The following is a 14,331-nucleotide window of genomic DNA, read 5'->3' on the forward strand; positions in this document are numbered from 1 at the left end:
CCGCCCGTGCTACTTGGTTTTCAAGGGCGTGTTGAAGTCTTTCATCAGGTCGTCCTTGAAGCGGTCGGTCTTGAATAGTTCCAGGCGCGACGGCGTGATCTTGCGCGGCCATGCATTGTTGCTGTTGTCGATATCGGCCGTTTCCCAGTATGGGTCCTGGTTCAGGCTCACCATCGGTTCGTCGGTGACGATCAGCTTGGTGATCTTCTTCGATGAATAGCGCCACACTTCGGCCGGAATGCGTTCGATGTATTTTTTGCCCGACTTGAGTTCGATTTCCAGCACCAGCGGCGTCACCAGCCCGCCCAGGTTGGAAAAATCGACCAGGTACAGGTGCTTGCCTTTGGCGAGCAGCGCCTTTTCCCAGTCTTCCAGGCCCTCGACCGCTTCGCTGTACTTGTTGCGGTCCTTGTTGGTGACCGTGAAGTCGTCATGCTCGTTGTAGAAGTCCTTGAGCTGCGGATGCGCATCGACGCGGCGCGCCGTTCCCTTGTCGCGCTGGGCCGTCACCGACACCGGCTCGGCATCCTTCTGCGCCTTTTTCCATGCCTTTTCGATTTCCGGATTCTTGGTGTTCACGCCATACTCGGTGATGCCGTCCACGCTGACGTCGACCGCGTCGGTGGTGTAGAACCAGCCGCGCCAGAACCAGTCCAGGTCCGTGCCGGAAGCGTCTTCCATGGTGCGGAAAAAGTCGGACGGCGTCGGGCGCTTGAATTTCCAGCGCTGCGCGTACTCGCGGAAGGCGAAATCGAACAGCTCGCGGCCGAGCACCGTCTCGCGCAGCACGTTCAGCGCTGCCGCCGGCTTGGCGTAGGCGTTGTTCCCGAACTGCAGCAGCGATTCGGAATTGGTCATGATCGGCACCTGGTTGCGGCTGCGCATGTACTCGACGATGGTGCGCGCTTCGCCGCGCGACTGCGGGTAGTGCTCTTCCCACGCGTTTTGCGCCAGGCCCTGGATGAAGGTGTTCAGGCCTTCATCCATCCAGGTCCACTGGCGCTCGTCGGAATTGACGATCATCGGGAAGTAGTTGTGGCCCACCTCGTGGATGATTACCCCGATCAAGCCATACTTGGTGCGCCTGGAGTAGGTCAGCTCACCGGTCTTCTTGTCCTTGACCGGACGCGGGCCGTTAAACGAAATCATCGGATACTCCATGCCGCCGATCGGGCCATTGACCGAGATCGCCGCCGGGTATGGATAGTCCAGCGCATACTTGTTGTACTGTTCGATGGTGTGGACGATGGCCTGGGTCGAATACTTTTCCCACAGCGGATTGCCCTCTTTCGGGTAGTACGACATGGCCATCGTGTCGGTGCCGCCCTTCTTGTAGCCCTGCGCATCCCAGATGAACTTGCGGCTGCTGGCGAACGCGAAATCGCGCACGTTGTTCGCCTTGTAGTGCCAGGTGCGGGTGCCGCTGGCGCGCGATTTTTCGGCCGCTTCCGCTTCCTGCTGGGTGACGATGAGTACCGGCCTGGCGCTGGTGCGCGCTTGTCTGAGGCGCTCGCGCTGGGTGGCCGTCAGCACCTCGCCCGGATTTTGCAGCTCGCCCGTGCTGGCCACGATATGGTCGGCCGGGACGGTCAGCTGCACGTCGTAGTCGCCAAATTCCAGCGTGAACTCGCCGGCGCCGAGGAACTGCTTGTGCTGCCAGCCATACACGTCGTAATACGCCGCCATGCGCGGGAACCAGTGGGCGATTTCGAACAGGTCGTTCTTGTCGTCGAATTTTTCGTAGCCGGTGCGCCCGCCCTGGACCTTGGCGTCGTTGATGTTGAAGCTGAAGTCGATGTTGAACGACAGGCGCGCGCCCGGCTTCATCGGCTGCGCCAGGTCGATCCGCATCATGGTCTTGTTGATGGTGTGGCGCAGTGGCTTGCCGTCCGCCCCCTTGACCGCGCCGATCGCGAAACCGCCCGCGAAGCCGGGGTTCTCCAGCAGCGAGCGCATGCTCTCGAAGCGCACGCCGTCTTCGTCGCTGCGCGCCTTGGCCCACGCGTCGCGCGAAGCCACCGTGGCCGACATGCGCGCGTCCGAATCGGGCTTGAAGATATTCTGGTCCAGCTGCACCCACAGGTAGGACAGGGTGTCGGGCGAATTGTTGTGGTAAGTGACCGTTTCGGTCGCGCTGATGGTGCGCTTGTCTTCATCGAGGCGCGCGCGGATCGTGTAATCGGCGCGCAGCAGCCAGTAGGCGTGGCCGGGAGCGCCGGCCGCGTTGCGGATCGTGTTCGGTGTCGGCAGCACTTCTTCGAGCTGGCGGAACTTGTCGTCGAACGGTTCGGCGGCCGGGGCGATGCCCGACACGAGGAACAACGCTGCTAGGACCGGGATACGGATCATGTTGTCTCTGGCTTTTCTCGTGAAAAAGAGCAAGTATTCTAAACGTACCGATTAGTCAATTGTTTCAGGAAATTGTAAAAAACCTGAAACATAGACGCGGGTGCACGCTATGATTGTTGAGGCCGAATATTGTGGCGGGGAGGCGTGGCGGAATGGAAATGAACTTCAAGGCGAGCATCCTGATTGTCGATGGCGTATCCGACAACCTTGTACTGATGGAAGAGCTGCTGCAGGAACGCTACCACGTGCGCCTGGCGCGCAGCGGCGAGGACGCGTTGCGCATTGCGCAGCAGGCGCCGCGGCCGGACCTGATCGTGCTTGGCGGCGCGCTGGCGGACGCCGACAGCGTGCGCGTGTTCCACGGCTTGAAGTGCCAGGTGCTCAGTGCCGACATCCCCGTGATCATGCTCATTTCCGCCGGCGGCGTGGGGCTGGAACAGCGCGCGTGGCGCGAAGGCGTGGCCGACGTCGTGCAATTGCCGTTGGTGGCCGGGGCGCTGCAGGCGCGTATCGGCACCCAGTTGCGCTTGCGCGCGGCCGATGCCATGCTCAAGGACCAGCACCGCCACTTCGAGCACCTGGTGGCCGAGCGCGTGCGCGATGCGGGCCTGATGCAGGACGCCACGGTGCTGGCGATGGCCGTGCTGGCCGAGTCGCACGATCCGGGGATCGGGCAGCATTTGCTGCGCACCCAGCATTACGTGACGGCGCTGGCGCGCGAGCTGCGTTTCGTGTCGGCCTACACGGCCGAACTGACCAACGAGGATATCGCGCTGCTGCACAAGGCGGCGCCGCTGCACGATATCGGCAAGGTGAGCGTGCCGGATGCGGTGCTGCTCAAGCCGGGCAAATTGAGCGACAGCGAATTCGAGCTGATGAAACTGCACACCGTGTACGGGCGCGATGCGATTGCCGGGGTCGAGCGCACGCTGGGGCGCAGCAATGGCTTTCTGCGCTACGCGCGCGAGATCGCCTACTCGCACCAGGAAAAGTGGGATGGATCGGGCTATCCCGAAGGCTTGGCGGGTGACGCGATTCCGCTGTCGGCGCGGCTGATGGCGGTGGCCGACGTGTACGACGCCCTGATCACCGCGCGTGTCTACCGGCCCGCGTTCACGCACGAAACGGCGGTCGAGCTGATCCGCCAGGGCCGGGGCGAGCACTTCGACCCCGACGTGGTTGACGCCATGCTCGCCATCGAAGAGCGCTTCAAAGCCATCGCCGCCGAATTTCCTCCCCCCAAACCGGGCTCAGAGCTCTAATTTGAAACATTTAGCGCCGCAGGAACTGCGGCCTTACCCAGCGTCGTGGGGCAGGCATGGCGGAAGTGCGCTACATGCCTGATTTGGCAACTGTTTTTGGCCGAGATTTGATGCTTTTATGGAATGTTTCAATTTAAAGCTCTCACCCCGGTTGTAGGGGACTTTGGAGGGAGGCTGTAGGAGATTTCGGCGGGCTGAAGTGTTGTTGGGCTGCGCCATTTGTGCGATTTCCGCATAACAATATGCTATAGTCAATTCGCATACCCGGGCGTGCCCGGCCTTCGGTACAACGTGGAGCGAACCGATGCGGACTCAAGGATGCCTGGCCTTTGTAGTCGGTATTTGTCTGACCATGTGGACCTGCGTTGCCGTGCTCGATGCGCAGCAGGCGCGCATCTCGGCCATCTTCCAGCGCGATGCCGACAAGGTCGCCAGCGACACCAATGTGCGCCTGCAAACCTATTTCGACATGCTGCTCAGTATCAAGGGCGCCTTTGCCGTTAACGATCAGGTCGACCGCGAGCAGTTCGCCCGCTTCGTGCGCGAACTGAACCTGACCACGCGCTATCCAGGCTTCCAGGCGATCCAGTTCGTCCGTTATGTGCCGGCCGCCGACCTGGCCCGGTTCACCGAGGCCGTGCGCAGCGATACGCGCCTTTCCCCCGTCGGCTATCCCACTTTCACCGTGCATCCGAAGGTGGCGCGCGCCGAACACTTCATCATCGAATACACCGAGCCGCTCAAGGGCAACGAAAATGCCTTCGGCCTCGATCTGGCGGCCCTGCCGCCGCACCTGGCGGCGGTCCAGACGGGCCGCGACAGCGGCGAGATCGTCGCCACCGAGCGCATCATCCTGGTCCAGGACCACACCGGCCAGCCTGGCTTCGTGGCGCGCGCGCCGGTGTACCGCCAGAACATGCCCTTGAGCACCGTGGCGGAACGGCGCGCCGCGCTGGTGGGCCTGGTGGCGATCGTGTTCCGCGTGAAGAACCTGATGCATGAGGTGATCGACCCGTCGCTCATGAGCCAGATGGCGTTTCGCATCCACGATGCCGGCAATGTGTCGGACGGCGCCAACGCACCCTATGCCGCATCGAACGTGATGTTCGATACCAGCGCTGCCGGCGCGCCGCCGCTGCCCGGCTTCCAGACCGAGGCGCGCCTGAACGTGGCGCAGCGCCAGTGGGTGATCCGCTTCCAGGCGCTGAGCGGCAGCCGTTACAGCCGCGATGTGCGGCCGGTGCTGGTCATCGCCGCCGGCGGCCTGGTGATCAGCACCCTGATCGCGGCGCTGATGATCGCCTCGCGCCGCAGCCGCCTGCTGGCGCAGCAGCTGCGCGTGACGCTCGACGAGCAGCGCGCCTTCCAGGACAGCGCCAGCGTCGGCATCGCGCTGTTTTCGCACGGCGTGATCATGCGCTGCAACCGCGGCATGGAGGAGATGATGGGCTACGCGCCGGGCGAGCTGGCGGGGAAAGCGACGCAGGTACTGTCGCGCCCCGCGGCGGCCGGCGCGGCCGATCCGTTCGCGGTCGATCCGCAAACCCAGCGCTGGCAGGGTGAACTGAAACTGCTGCGCAAGGATGGCACCACGATCTGGTGCCTGATCAACGGCAAGGCGCTCGATGCGTCGGACCTGCCCAAGGGCGGGGTGTGGGTGATCCAGAATATCAGCGACCGCAAACATACCGAGGCGGCCCTGGTCGACGCCAAGGATGGCCTGGAACACAGCCTGGCCGAACTCGAACAGCAAAAGGCCAACGTGGAGAGCGCACACCGCGACCTGTCGACGGTGCTGGTCACGCTCAAGCAGGCGCAGACGAATCTGATCACCTCGGAGAAAATGGCCTCGCTCGGGTCGCTGGTGGCGGGCATCGCGCACGAACTCAATACCCCGATCGGCAACAGCCTGCTGACCGCCACCGCGCTGGCCGACATGGTGGCCGACTTCGAGCGCAAGTATGCGGGCGGCGGCATCAAGCGCTCGGCGCTCGAAGCGCACATGGCCGATACGCGCCTGGCGTGCGACATCATGGCCAGTTCGCTGCGCCGCGCGGGCGACCTGATTACCTCGTTCAAGCAGGTGGCGGTGGACCAGACCAGCGACCAGCGCCGCCGTTTCGACCTGTGCGACCTGGTGCGCGATACGCTGGCGACGTACGCGGCGCAGCTGCGCCGGGCCAACTGCGAAACGCGCATGGATGGTCCGGCCGCGCTGCTGCTCGATTCCTATCCGGGCAGCGTGGGGCAGGTGCTGTCGAACCTGATCAACAATGCGCTGCTGCACGCGTTCGAGGGGCGCCCAAGCGCGCTCATTACGATCACCGCGCGCGAGATCGAAAACGACCAGCTGCTGCTCATTTTCAGCGACGACGGGGTGGGCATGCCGCCCAAGATCCTGCACCAGGTGTTCGATCCGTTTTTCACGACCAAGATGGGGCAGGGCGGCTCGGGCCTGGGGATGAACATCGTGTACAACATCGTCACCGGCATGCTGGGCGGGAGCATCGAGCTCGAATCGTCGCCCGAACATGGCACCAGCGTGACGATCCGCATTCCGCGCAAGGCGCCCAACCGCGAGAGCGAGGCGGCCGACGTCAACATGCTGCTGATGTAGGGTCAGGCGGCGTAGCGTTCCCGCAGCAGCCGCAGCATCGCCACGTTCAGGTCCCACGCATCCGAGAGCGGCTCGCCGCTGAACGGCATGCTCTGGGTGTAGGGCGCCGGCCCGAATTCGGGCGTGATCGTCATTAATGCGGCGCCGGCCGCGCGGCGCAGGGCGACGATGCGGTCCCACCACTCCAGATGGCGCGCCAGCTCGGCCGCGAACTGCGGTGCGCGGAAGTCGCTCACCTGCGGCCCTTGCGCATGGCCCACACGCGCGTGGATATGGCGCACGTGCGGCAGCGTCGCCGCCAGCGTGGCCGGCTGGTCGTCCAGCAGCGATTCGCAGGCGCAGCACCAGTGCGACAGGTCGGCCGTCAGTTCAAGCCCGGGCAGCTCGCGCAGGTACGGCCGCAGCAGCATCGGATGGCCGGAAAAGCGGCTGCGGTGGATCTCGTGCACGATCGGCACGCCGTGCTCGCGCGCGATGCGTGCGGTCAGCGCGATCAGCTCGCGGTTTTGTTCGTGCGTGTAAAAATCCTTGCCGGTGTGCGTGTTGACGAACAGCGGCCGCGCGGCGCAGGCGTTGGCCAGGTAGGTCGCCAGCGCGTCGCGGTGCGCGTCAAATTCGGCATGGAACACGGTTTCCCACTGCTGCGCGATGAGCAGCAGGCCGGCATCGGCGATGCGCGTGCGCCAGTCGTCGCGCTGGGCGGCGTCGAGCGGGAGCGACATTTCAATGCCGTCGAAACCGGCCGCCTTGACGCGCTCGATGAAGACTTCCGGTGCCAGCTCGTTGCTGCCCCAGTGCGGGGCGAAAATGCGGATATCCATGAACTAGTCGAAGCCTCGCACCGGAAAGCTGGCGTCGCGCTGGATCCAGTTCTGCGGCGAGTAGACAGTCGCGCCATCGGTCGCATGCAGGGTGTAGGCATGGCGCGATACGGACGATCGGTTCGGCGCGCTGTAGTGCGGCAGCAGGCCGTGAAAACATACCAGGCTGCCGGCTGTCGCTTCGAGCGGCACGGCGGTGCTGTCGTCCGGCCATGGCATGGTGTCGAGCGTTTCCATTTTAATGGCGTCGCCGTGGCGCACGAAGCGCTCGCGCAGCGGGCCGCGGTGGCCGCCCGGTTCGACCCACAGGCAGCCGTTGTCGATGGTGGCGTCTTCCAGCGCGAACCAGAAGGTGGTCACGCTGATCGGCGTGGTCTCGAAAAAGGTCGCGTCCTGGTGCCAGCGTACTTCGCCGCCGATGCCGGGCTGCTTGAAGATGTACATCGATTGCCACACCTTGGGGTCGCCCAGGCCCAGGTCGCGCGCGACGGCGGCGAGGTTCGCATCGCGCGAGAAGGCGCCGAACACCGGATCGAGGTCGTGCAGCGCGTGGCCGATCTTGTTGATCGACAGGGCTTTTTCCTGGCGCAGCTGGCCGTCCGCGCCGAACGCTTCTTCTTCAAAAAAGCAGCGGATGGTGTTGTCCGAGCGCAGGAAATACGCGTCGGTGGCGGTGGTCTGGTCGCGCGTGGTGAAGATCGAGCGGCCCTGGCCTGGATCGAATTCGTTGACAATCTCGCCGGCGCGCCGGCGCAGCCGGGCGATCTCGTCCATTGTCTTGAAGCCGGGGACGACGAGGTAGCCGTCGCGCTGGAACTGGTCGCGTTGTTCGGTGCTGAGCATGGGGGTGGCTCCTGGCATGAGGGAAGCTGCCATTGTAGGGTTGGCGGCGCAGCCCCGCAATCGCCGTATCGGTTGACAGATTGTCGCCATCGGGTTGACAATCGGCCGCATGGATCAATTGCGCGCAATGGAGATTTTCGTCGAGGTGGCGCGCCTGCGCAGCTTTTCGGCCGCCGGGCGCCGCCTGGGGCTGACGCGCGCCATGGTCAGCAAACATATCATGCAGTTAGAAAGCAAGCTCGATGCGCGCCTGCTGCACCGTTCCACCCGCGAAGTGAGCCTGACCGACGCCGGCCACGCCTATCTGGCGCCGTGCCTGGCGACGCTGGAGCAGGCGCGCGAAGCGGCGCGCGCCATCAGCCCGGCCGGCGCCGAGCTGGCCGGGGCGTTGCGGATCCAGGCGCCGTCCGGTTTCGGCAGCGCGTGGCTGGCCGATGCGCTGGCGCGTTTCAACCTGCGCCACCCGCTGCTCACGCCATCGCTGTTCGTCGACGATGCGCTGCTCGACCCGATCCGCCATGGCTTCGACCTGACCATCCGCGTGGGCGGCATCCCGGACAGCAGCGGGCTGGCCATGCGCCGCCTGGCGCCGTGCCGCGGGGTGCTGTGCGCCAGCCCCGATTACCTGGCCCGCTGGGGCATGCCGCAAACACCGGAACAACTGCTCGATCACCAGTGCCTGCATTTCAGCCACCTGACCGATGGCACCAGCTGGCACTTCACGCGCGGGAGCGAGCGCCGCACGGTGCGCGTGAACGCCGGTTTCACCGCGAATAACGGGCTGGTGCTGCAGCAGGCGGCCGAGCGCGGACTGGGCATCGTCTACAACACCACTTTCCTGGCATGGCAAAAGCTGATCGATGGGACGCTGCTGCCGGTGCTGCCGGACTGGGAGCTGCCACTGAACGACCTGTCGGCCCTGTACCCGGCCAGCCGCCAGCTCTCGCCCAAGGTCAGGGCGCTGGTCGATTTCCTGGTGGAGGAGTACCGCGTGGCGCCGTGGGACCTGGCGCTGGCCCGCGCCGGCATCCTGGCTTGATCAGGCCTCGGCGCCGACCTGCCAGGCGCCATCCTTGTAGACCAATTCCTCGTCCAGATACACGGCTTCCGTCACCGCGAAGATGTCGACGTGGTAGCGCGCATCCTTGCGCTTGAAACCCGGCTTGGGATAGACGCCGTGCTTGGCCCCCAGCGACAGGTGGATGCCGCACATGCGTTCATAGGTGCCGATGTCGTTGACGCGGCGCTCGCGGGTAAAGGCGCGGTTCATGCCGAAACCGAGTTCGCGCACCCATACTTCGCCTTCGTCCGCCCGGATGATCTCCAGCAGGCGCGCGAATTCCGGCGTGGCGTCGACCGTATCGACCACGCGGCCACGTTCGATCACCAGCGTGATCGGGGTCTCGGGGCGGTTGACCATGTAGGAGGTGTCGCCGAAGACGTGCACGCGTACGCGCCCGTTGACCGCTTCGAGGTCTTGCGCTTCGGTGAATACTTCGCCGATCGGGAACTGGCCGCCGACGTTGTTCATGCCGCTGTAGTCGCCCACGTTCAGCTTGGCCGGCTCGAACGGCGAGGCGAATACCAGCGTCTCGCCGCCGCTGTGCACCACGCCGCCGGAGGCGGCATCGATGCGGCGCTTGAGCGCCTTGCCCACGCCGCGGTAATAGGCGCTGTCGTAGGCCAGTGATTCGATGTAGTGCTCGCCCTGCGCGCCCGGCATGCGCGACAGGTGCACGTGCTCGATCACTTTCAGGCCCAGCTTGAACAGCTCGACCCGGATGCGGAAGGCTTCGAGGCGGAAGTTGGTGGACTGGATCAGCACCACCAGGTCGTGCGCCGCCATGCCCTTGAAGGCGGCCAGCACCGCGTCGGCGGCGACCGTATCGAAGTCGATGAAGACGGCATCGGGCAGGTTGCGTCGATAGCCTTCGGTGAGCGCGCGCGCCAGGTCGCAGCGGCGGTCGACCACCACCAGCGCGCGCTGGGCCGGCCCGTGCTCGAACACGGTGGCGAGCACCTCGTGCAGGTGGGCGGCGGCCGCGTCGACGGCGTGCGCGGGAATCTCGCCCCAGGGGGCGGCGGTCAGGTCAGGGGAGGTCATGGTGCGCTGCGAAGGTCTTGGATGACCGCCATTATACGTGGCGCGGCGGCATGGTTTTGCTTGGTAGCCACACTTCCTTGTCGAAGAAATAATGCTTTGTGTTATTTATTCCGATAACCCAAGGGCATATGTTAACGTCAGTAAAACTACACGGTTCAAGGCCGGACCCCTCGATCTGACAAACCCAAGGAGATACAGATGAAATCATTGTTCAAGCAATTGATGTTCGCGGTCTTTGCCTTCACCCTCGCCGGCGCCGCCAGCGCGCAGGATGCCAAGCGCGGTACCGCCGAGGAAGCGGTGGCCATGGTCAAGAAGGCCAGCGCCTACCTGAACGAGAACGGCCGCGACAAGGCGGTTGCCGCCTTCAACGACCCCAAGGGCGAATTCATCAAGGGCGATCTGTACGTCTTCATGTTCACCTTCGACGGCACCGCGCTCGCGCACGGCCAGAATGCCAAGATGGTCGGCAAGAACCTGATCGACCTGAAGGCCGGCGAAGTCTATCCGATCCGCGAATTCATCAAGATCGCCAAGACTTCCGGCACGGGCTGGTTCGGCTACAAGTGGCCCAATTCGATCACCAAGGCCATGGAAGAGAAAAACACCTACATCGAGCGCAATGGCGAGGTGCTGATCGGCGTCGGCACCTACAAATAGATGAACATTGCGCTGCGCCCCTGAAAACCGTCCTTGCCGCCAATGACGGTTTCTCTCCAGGCATCCGGTCCCGCCCCCTGAAATACCGCGAAACGGTACCCGGTAAATAAACCGCGTAGCCAACCCGTTTGCGCTATGATTTGAAGAGCAACAACGGCCCGCTTTGACGGGCCGCGACTTCTTATACATATATATGGCGGCAAGCGACATGGTACACCGATGGGAAACGCCCGGCAGCGTCTGGCTGGAAGATGAACACACGGCGCAGTTTGAACTGGCGTCGAGCGAAGGATTGGGCCGCGTCGAGCGCGAAGCCCAGTCGCGCGGCCGGCTTCCCGACATCGCCCATCTGCTCGGCGCCTCGCTGCCACTATCGTGCGACTGCTCGCCCATCTATCCCGAAGGTTTCGCGTTTTGCCCCACCTGCGGCGCACCGCTCGACAAGCTGGCCGGGCGCACCAGGACCCCGCCCGACTGGTGGGGGCCGTGGTCCGACCGCCTGCTGCCGCGCCATGTACCGCATGGCTTGAGCGTGACCGCGCTGGCGCTGGGCGACAGTCTCGAAGACCGTCCCGCCGCGCCGGCCCCGGGCCGCCCTGACCGCAGCATGCCGGCCCCGCCGAATGCGCATTGCGTGTTCGCGGCCGGCACCTTCGGCTTTTCGGCGCAGCGCCTGATCGCGCTGGCCCATGCCCGCAACGTGCTGCAATATTGGGACCCGCTCGGCGCGGCCTGGCATGTCATGGCGGCCGAAGACAATACGGCCGACCTGACTTTCAGCGCCCCGGCCTCGTCCTACGCCTGGCTGCCGGAGCCTGACCCGCTGCGCGGCGAAGTGGGGCTGGTGCCGACCGACCGCGGCCTGCGCCGCCTGTTCATCGATCCGGTCAGCGAAACCTGGCGCACCGAATCGGTGTTCGATGGCCGCCTTGCCAGCGCGCCCGGCGCCATGCGCCGCCACCTGGCTTGCCTGGTCAACGGCGACCAGGGCGTGCGCCTGTGGAGCGCGCACAGCGACATGAGCAATGAAGTCGTCTACGAATGCGATGCCCCGGCCGGCCACTGGGAGCGTCCGCTCGGCTACGACGGCAAGCTGTTCTGGCTGCACGCCCAGGGCCAGATGGTGTGGCAGCCGGACGCCCCGCCGCAATGGATCGCCTGGCCGGCCGGATGGTCGCCGCGCCTGCAGTTCGGCGGCCCCACGCAAAGCCGCGATGGCCGCCTGTGGCTGATCGGCCATGACGGCCAGGCTTACTCCTTCCTCGAACTGGGCAGGGCCGACGGCCAGCTCGAAGCGCTGTCCGGCGCGCGCCTGGGCTTTGCCAGCCTGCTGTTCCGGCGCGGCCATGCGGTGGTGGGCGAGCCGTGGGGACAGGAACACGTCGAAGATCCGCACGACGACGACGCCATGGTGCTGCCGCTGCTGCGCGGCTTCAATAACAACCGCAGCCAGCCGAGTGGGCTGGTGCTGCGCTTCCACCAGTACACCGGCATGGCCGAAGATGCGCTGGCCGGGCGCATCCTCCCGCGCACCACGGTCGAATGGATCGGCAAGCGCAACGTGATCCTCGACGATATCGCGCGCCTGGCGCGCCCGCTCGAATGCGTACCCTTCGTGTACGACAACTGCCTGTGGCTGCACCATCCGGACTGGAACCAGGTGCGCGGCTGGCATCTGGACGCACTGCCGTGAGCCGGTCGCTGCCGCGCCTCGCCGCCAGCGCCGCGCTGCTGTGCGCCGGCGCGCCCGCGCTGGCCGGCTCGCACGTATTCCTGGTCCAGAACTCTGGCTGGATGGAGCCGTTCTATACCGATCCGGCCTCGCCCTTCAAGCCGCTGGTGGCCGAAATCGTCATGGCCGCCACCCGCCCGGGCGACCCGATGGTGCTGGCCGCGTTCAACCAGTCCTTGCCCGGCGCACCGTCGCCGAAGGCGCTGCTGTCGCTCACAGTCGACCCTGTGCCCACGCGGCGCCAGGTGGTCACGGCGCTGTCCGCGCTCGCGGTGGCGCACAAGCCGGGCAGCACGGCGCTGGCCGATACCGATCTCAATGAAGCCGTCAGTTCCGCCATCGGCACGGCGCTGGGTGGCAAAGCGGGTCTGGTGTGGCTGTTCACGAACAACCGCAACAGCCCGAACAACGACCAGGCGACGGCGCTGCGCAACCGCGATTTTTACCAGTTGATCCACCGCGGCGGCGCGATCAGCAAGGCGCTCGCCTTTCCGCTGCAAATGCCGGTGCAGGGCGCGCAGTATCGCGCCAATGGCTTGATGGTGTACGTGTTCGCGGTAGGCGGCGAGGGCGCGCGCGAGCTCGATGCGCTGCTGGCGTCCGGGCGCCTGCAACAGGTCATCACGGAACCGGCCGCGCGCCTCAAGCCGCTCGACCGCGACACCGTGCGCCTGGTGCCGCGCAAGGTCAGCGACGCGCCGGGCGTATCGTTTTCGATGGCACCCAATGGCGTGCTGCATGCGGACGTGGATGCCGAAGCGCGCAGCCCCAGCGCGAAGATCGAGTGGAATCTGGAAAATACCATGTACCCGTACACCATCGCCAGCGCCACCCTCGGTGCGCGCTCGCTGCTGGGCGGGGAGAACCACCCGATCGAACTGGCCGGCACCCAGGTCAGCAAGCTCGCACCGGGCAAAAGCGCGCCGCTGGCCTCGACCATGCGGCTGCCGGTGGGCCAGCTGCCGGGCAAGTGGTCGATGCAGGCCGTGACCTCGGCCGGTTCGGCCTACGTGCTGCCGGGACGGATCGAGCTGCAACTGAGCGGCCAGCGCCTGGAACTGTCGCAAGCCTTCCGCCAGCGCATGGCCACCCTGTTCCCGGGCGACCCGCTGCCCGACATCTTCACGCCGCCGGCGCAGATCGACGGCTCCACCGCCGTGCTGCCGATCGAAGTACGGGTGCATTACGGCGTCGGGCCGCTGGTGGCGCTGATCGGCGCCGCGCTGGCGCTGCTGGGCGCGGCCGGCGCCGCCGTGCTGGCCATGGCGCGCCCGCGCAAGGCGTACGTGACGGTGGAGGATGAATTGCGTACCCTGCACGCGCGCGCCGGTAGCACCCAGCCGATCTACGACAAGGCGGGCAACAAGGTGGCGCAACTGAAAACCACGCTGTTCGGCCACCAGCTGATCGACCTGCGCGAAGGCGCCCAGGTCCGGCTGGGCCGCTGATCCATCTATTCATATTAGGACCATCTTCATGCAAAATCCCAAGGACCCCGCAAGCGCACCCGCCGATCCCGGCTTCCGGCTGCCCAGTGCGGCCAGTGCGCCCGCCGTCGGACCGTTCAAGGGCGGCGCGAACGGCGGCACCTCGCCGCTGCCGATCGACATTGTCCCGGTCGAGGGCATGCCGGTGACCGATACCTCCACGCGCGACCTGGCCATCGGCGGTGCCGTGTTCCTGGTGCTGCTGATCGGTTTTTTCTTCGTGCGTAACGCCTACGTGCACCACCTGGTGGTCAAGCGCGTGGCGCCGTCGTCGGCCGGCAGCGCCGGCTGGCTGATGTTCGTCGGCCTGTCGCTGGTGAGCGCGGCGGGGGTACTGGCGGTCATCAACCCGGGCAAATTCCTGACCATGGCCGTGACCGCGACGCTGGTGCTGATTGGCCTGATCGCCATCATCGCCGCCCTGTTCGTCGGACGGCGCTGAATCAACCACTGAAA

Annotated in this window: 11 protein-coding genes; 7 read left to right on the plus strand and 4 right to left on the minus strand. The window is 65.4% G+C overall.

What is annotated here, in order from left to right:
• Positions 1 to 9: 9 nt before the first annotated feature.
• Positions 10 to 2,349, minus strand: coding sequence for a M1 family metallopeptidase (locus tag F2P44_RS06075; RefSeq protein WP_167085820.1), 2,340 nt, complete (start codon positions 2,347 to 2,349; stop codon positions 10 to 12).
• Positions 2,350 to 2,501: 152 nt separating this feature from the next.
• Between F2P44_RS06075 and F2P44_RS06080 the strand changes: the two genes are divergently transcribed.
• Together F2P44_RS06080 and F2P44_RS06085 are read left to right on the plus strand one after the other, a co-directional pair.
• On the plus strand, positions 2,502 to 3,611 hold the full coding sequence (locus F2P44_RS06080) for an HD-GYP domain-containing protein (RefSeq protein WP_229423409.1): 1,110 nt from the start codon (positions 2,502 to 2,504) through the stop codon (positions 3,609 to 3,611).
• 304 nt (positions 3,612 to 3,915) lie between these two features.
• Positions 3,916 to 6,228 carry a sensor histidine kinase gene (locus F2P44_RS06085; RefSeq protein ID WP_167085821.1) on the plus strand — a complete coding sequence of 771 codons (2,313 nt, stop codon included), beginning with the start codon at positions 3,916 to 3,918 and terminating at the stop codon, positions 6,226 to 6,228.
• Between the two features lie 2 nt (positions 6,229 to 6,230).
• Here the strand turns inward: F2P44_RS06085 and F2P44_RS06090 are convergent, their stop codons facing one another.
• Both F2P44_RS06090 and F2P44_RS06095 read right to left on the minus strand, forming a co-directional pair.
• Positions 6,231 to 7,049, minus strand: coding sequence for a sugar phosphate isomerase/epimerase family protein (locus F2P44_RS06090; RefSeq protein ID WP_167085822.1), 819 nt, complete (start codon positions 7,047 to 7,049; stop codon positions 6,231 to 6,233).
• Between the two features lie 3 nt (positions 7,050 to 7,052).
• A complete protein-coding gene (locus F2P44_RS06095) occupies positions 7,053 to 7,892 on the minus strand; it encodes a phytanoyl-CoA dioxygenase family protein (protein WP_167085823.1) in 840 nt (279 codons plus the stop codon).
• 109 nt (positions 7,893 to 8,001) lie between these two features.
• Here F2P44_RS06095 and F2P44_RS06100 point away from each other — a divergent pair, with 109 nt between their 5' ends.
• Entirely contained in the window at positions 8,002 to 8,931 is a 930-nt protein-coding gene (locus F2P44_RS06100; RefSeq protein WP_229423410.1) for a LysR family transcriptional regulator, read from the plus strand.
• Here the strand turns inward: F2P44_RS06100 and F2P44_RS06105 are convergent, their stop codons facing one another.
• Positions 8,932 to 9,996 carry a M29 family metallopeptidase gene (locus F2P44_RS06105; protein WP_167085824.1) on the minus strand — a complete coding sequence of 355 codons (1,065 nt, stop codon included), beginning with the start codon at positions 9,994 to 9,996 and terminating at the stop codon, positions 8,932 to 8,934.
• Positions 9,997 to 10,194: 198 nt separating this feature from the next.
• On the opposite strand from F2P44_RS06105, the gene F2P44_RS06110 reads away from it, so the two are divergent.
• The 4 genes from F2P44_RS06110 to F2P44_RS06125 all read left to right on the plus strand — a co-directional run bounded on the left by F2P44_RS06110 (position 10,195) and on the right by F2P44_RS06125 (position 14,317).
• Entirely contained in the window at positions 10,195 to 10,656 is a 462-nt protein-coding gene (locus F2P44_RS06110) for a cache domain-containing protein (RefSeq protein WP_167085825.1), read from the plus strand.
• A 208-nt stretch (positions 10,657 to 10,864) separates the two neighbouring features.
• Positions 10,865 to 12,349, plus strand: a complete 1,485-nt coding sequence (locus tag F2P44_RS06115; protein ID WP_167085826.1) for a hypothetical protein — start codon at positions 10,865 to 10,867, stop codon at positions 12,347 to 12,349.
• Positions 12,346 to 13,836 carry a hypothetical protein gene (locus F2P44_RS06120; protein WP_167085827.1) on the plus strand — a complete coding sequence of 497 codons (1,491 nt, stop codon included), beginning with the start codon at positions 12,346 to 12,348 and terminating at the stop codon, positions 13,834 to 13,836. The genes F2P44_RS06115 and F2P44_RS06120 overlap by 4 nt, the downstream gene beginning before the upstream one ends.
• A gap of 28 nt (positions 13,837 to 13,864) precedes the next feature.
• Positions 13,865 to 14,317, plus strand: a complete 453-nt coding sequence (locus F2P44_RS06125) for a hypothetical protein (protein WP_167085828.1) — start codon at positions 13,865 to 13,867, stop codon at positions 14,315 to 14,317.
• The last annotated feature ends 14 nt before the right edge of the window (positions 14,318 to 14,331 follow it).

Origin of the sequence: Massilia frigida, assembly GCF_011682175.1 — a bacterium.
GTDB classification, from domain to species: Bacteria; Pseudomonadota; Gammaproteobacteria; order Burkholderiales; family Burkholderiaceae_D; genus Telluria_A; species Telluria_A frigida.

Coding starts and splice junctions, on each gene's coding strand:
- F2P44_RS06075 (WP_167085820.1), bottom strand. CDS start 2,349: ATGATCCGTATCCCGGTCCTAGCAGCGTTGTTCCTCGTGTCGGGCATC.
- F2P44_RS06080 (WP_229423409.1), top strand. CDS start 2,502: ATGGAAATGAACTTCAAGGCGAGCATCCTGATTGTCGATGGCGTATCC.
- F2P44_RS06085 (WP_167085821.1), top strand. CDS start 3,916: ATGCGGACTCAAGGATGCCTGGCCTTTGTAGTCGGTATTTGTCTGACC.
- F2P44_RS06090 (WP_167085822.1), bottom strand. CDS start 7,049: ATGGATATCCGCATTTTCGCCCCGCACTGGGGCAGCAACGAGCTGGCA.
- F2P44_RS06095 (WP_167085823.1), bottom strand. CDS start 7,892: ATGCTCAGCACCGAACAACGCGACCAGTTCCAGCGCGACGGCTACCTC.
- F2P44_RS06100 (WP_229423410.1), top strand. CDS start 8,002: ATGGATCAATTGCGCGCAATGGAGATTTTCGTCGAGGTGGCGCGCCTG.
- F2P44_RS06105 (WP_167085824.1), bottom strand. CDS start 9,996: ATGACCTCCCCTGACCTGACCGCCGCCCCCTGGGGCGAGATTCCCGCG.
- F2P44_RS06110 (WP_167085825.1), top strand. CDS start 10,195: ATGAAATCATTGTTCAAGCAATTGATGTTCGCGGTCTTTGCCTTCACC.
- F2P44_RS06115 (WP_167085826.1), top strand. CDS start 10,865: ATGGTACACCGATGGGAAACGCCCGGCAGCGTCTGGCTGGAAGATGAA.
- F2P44_RS06125 (WP_167085828.1), top strand. CDS start 13,865: ATGCAAAATCCCAAGGACCCCGCAAGCGCACCCGCCGATCCCGGCTTC.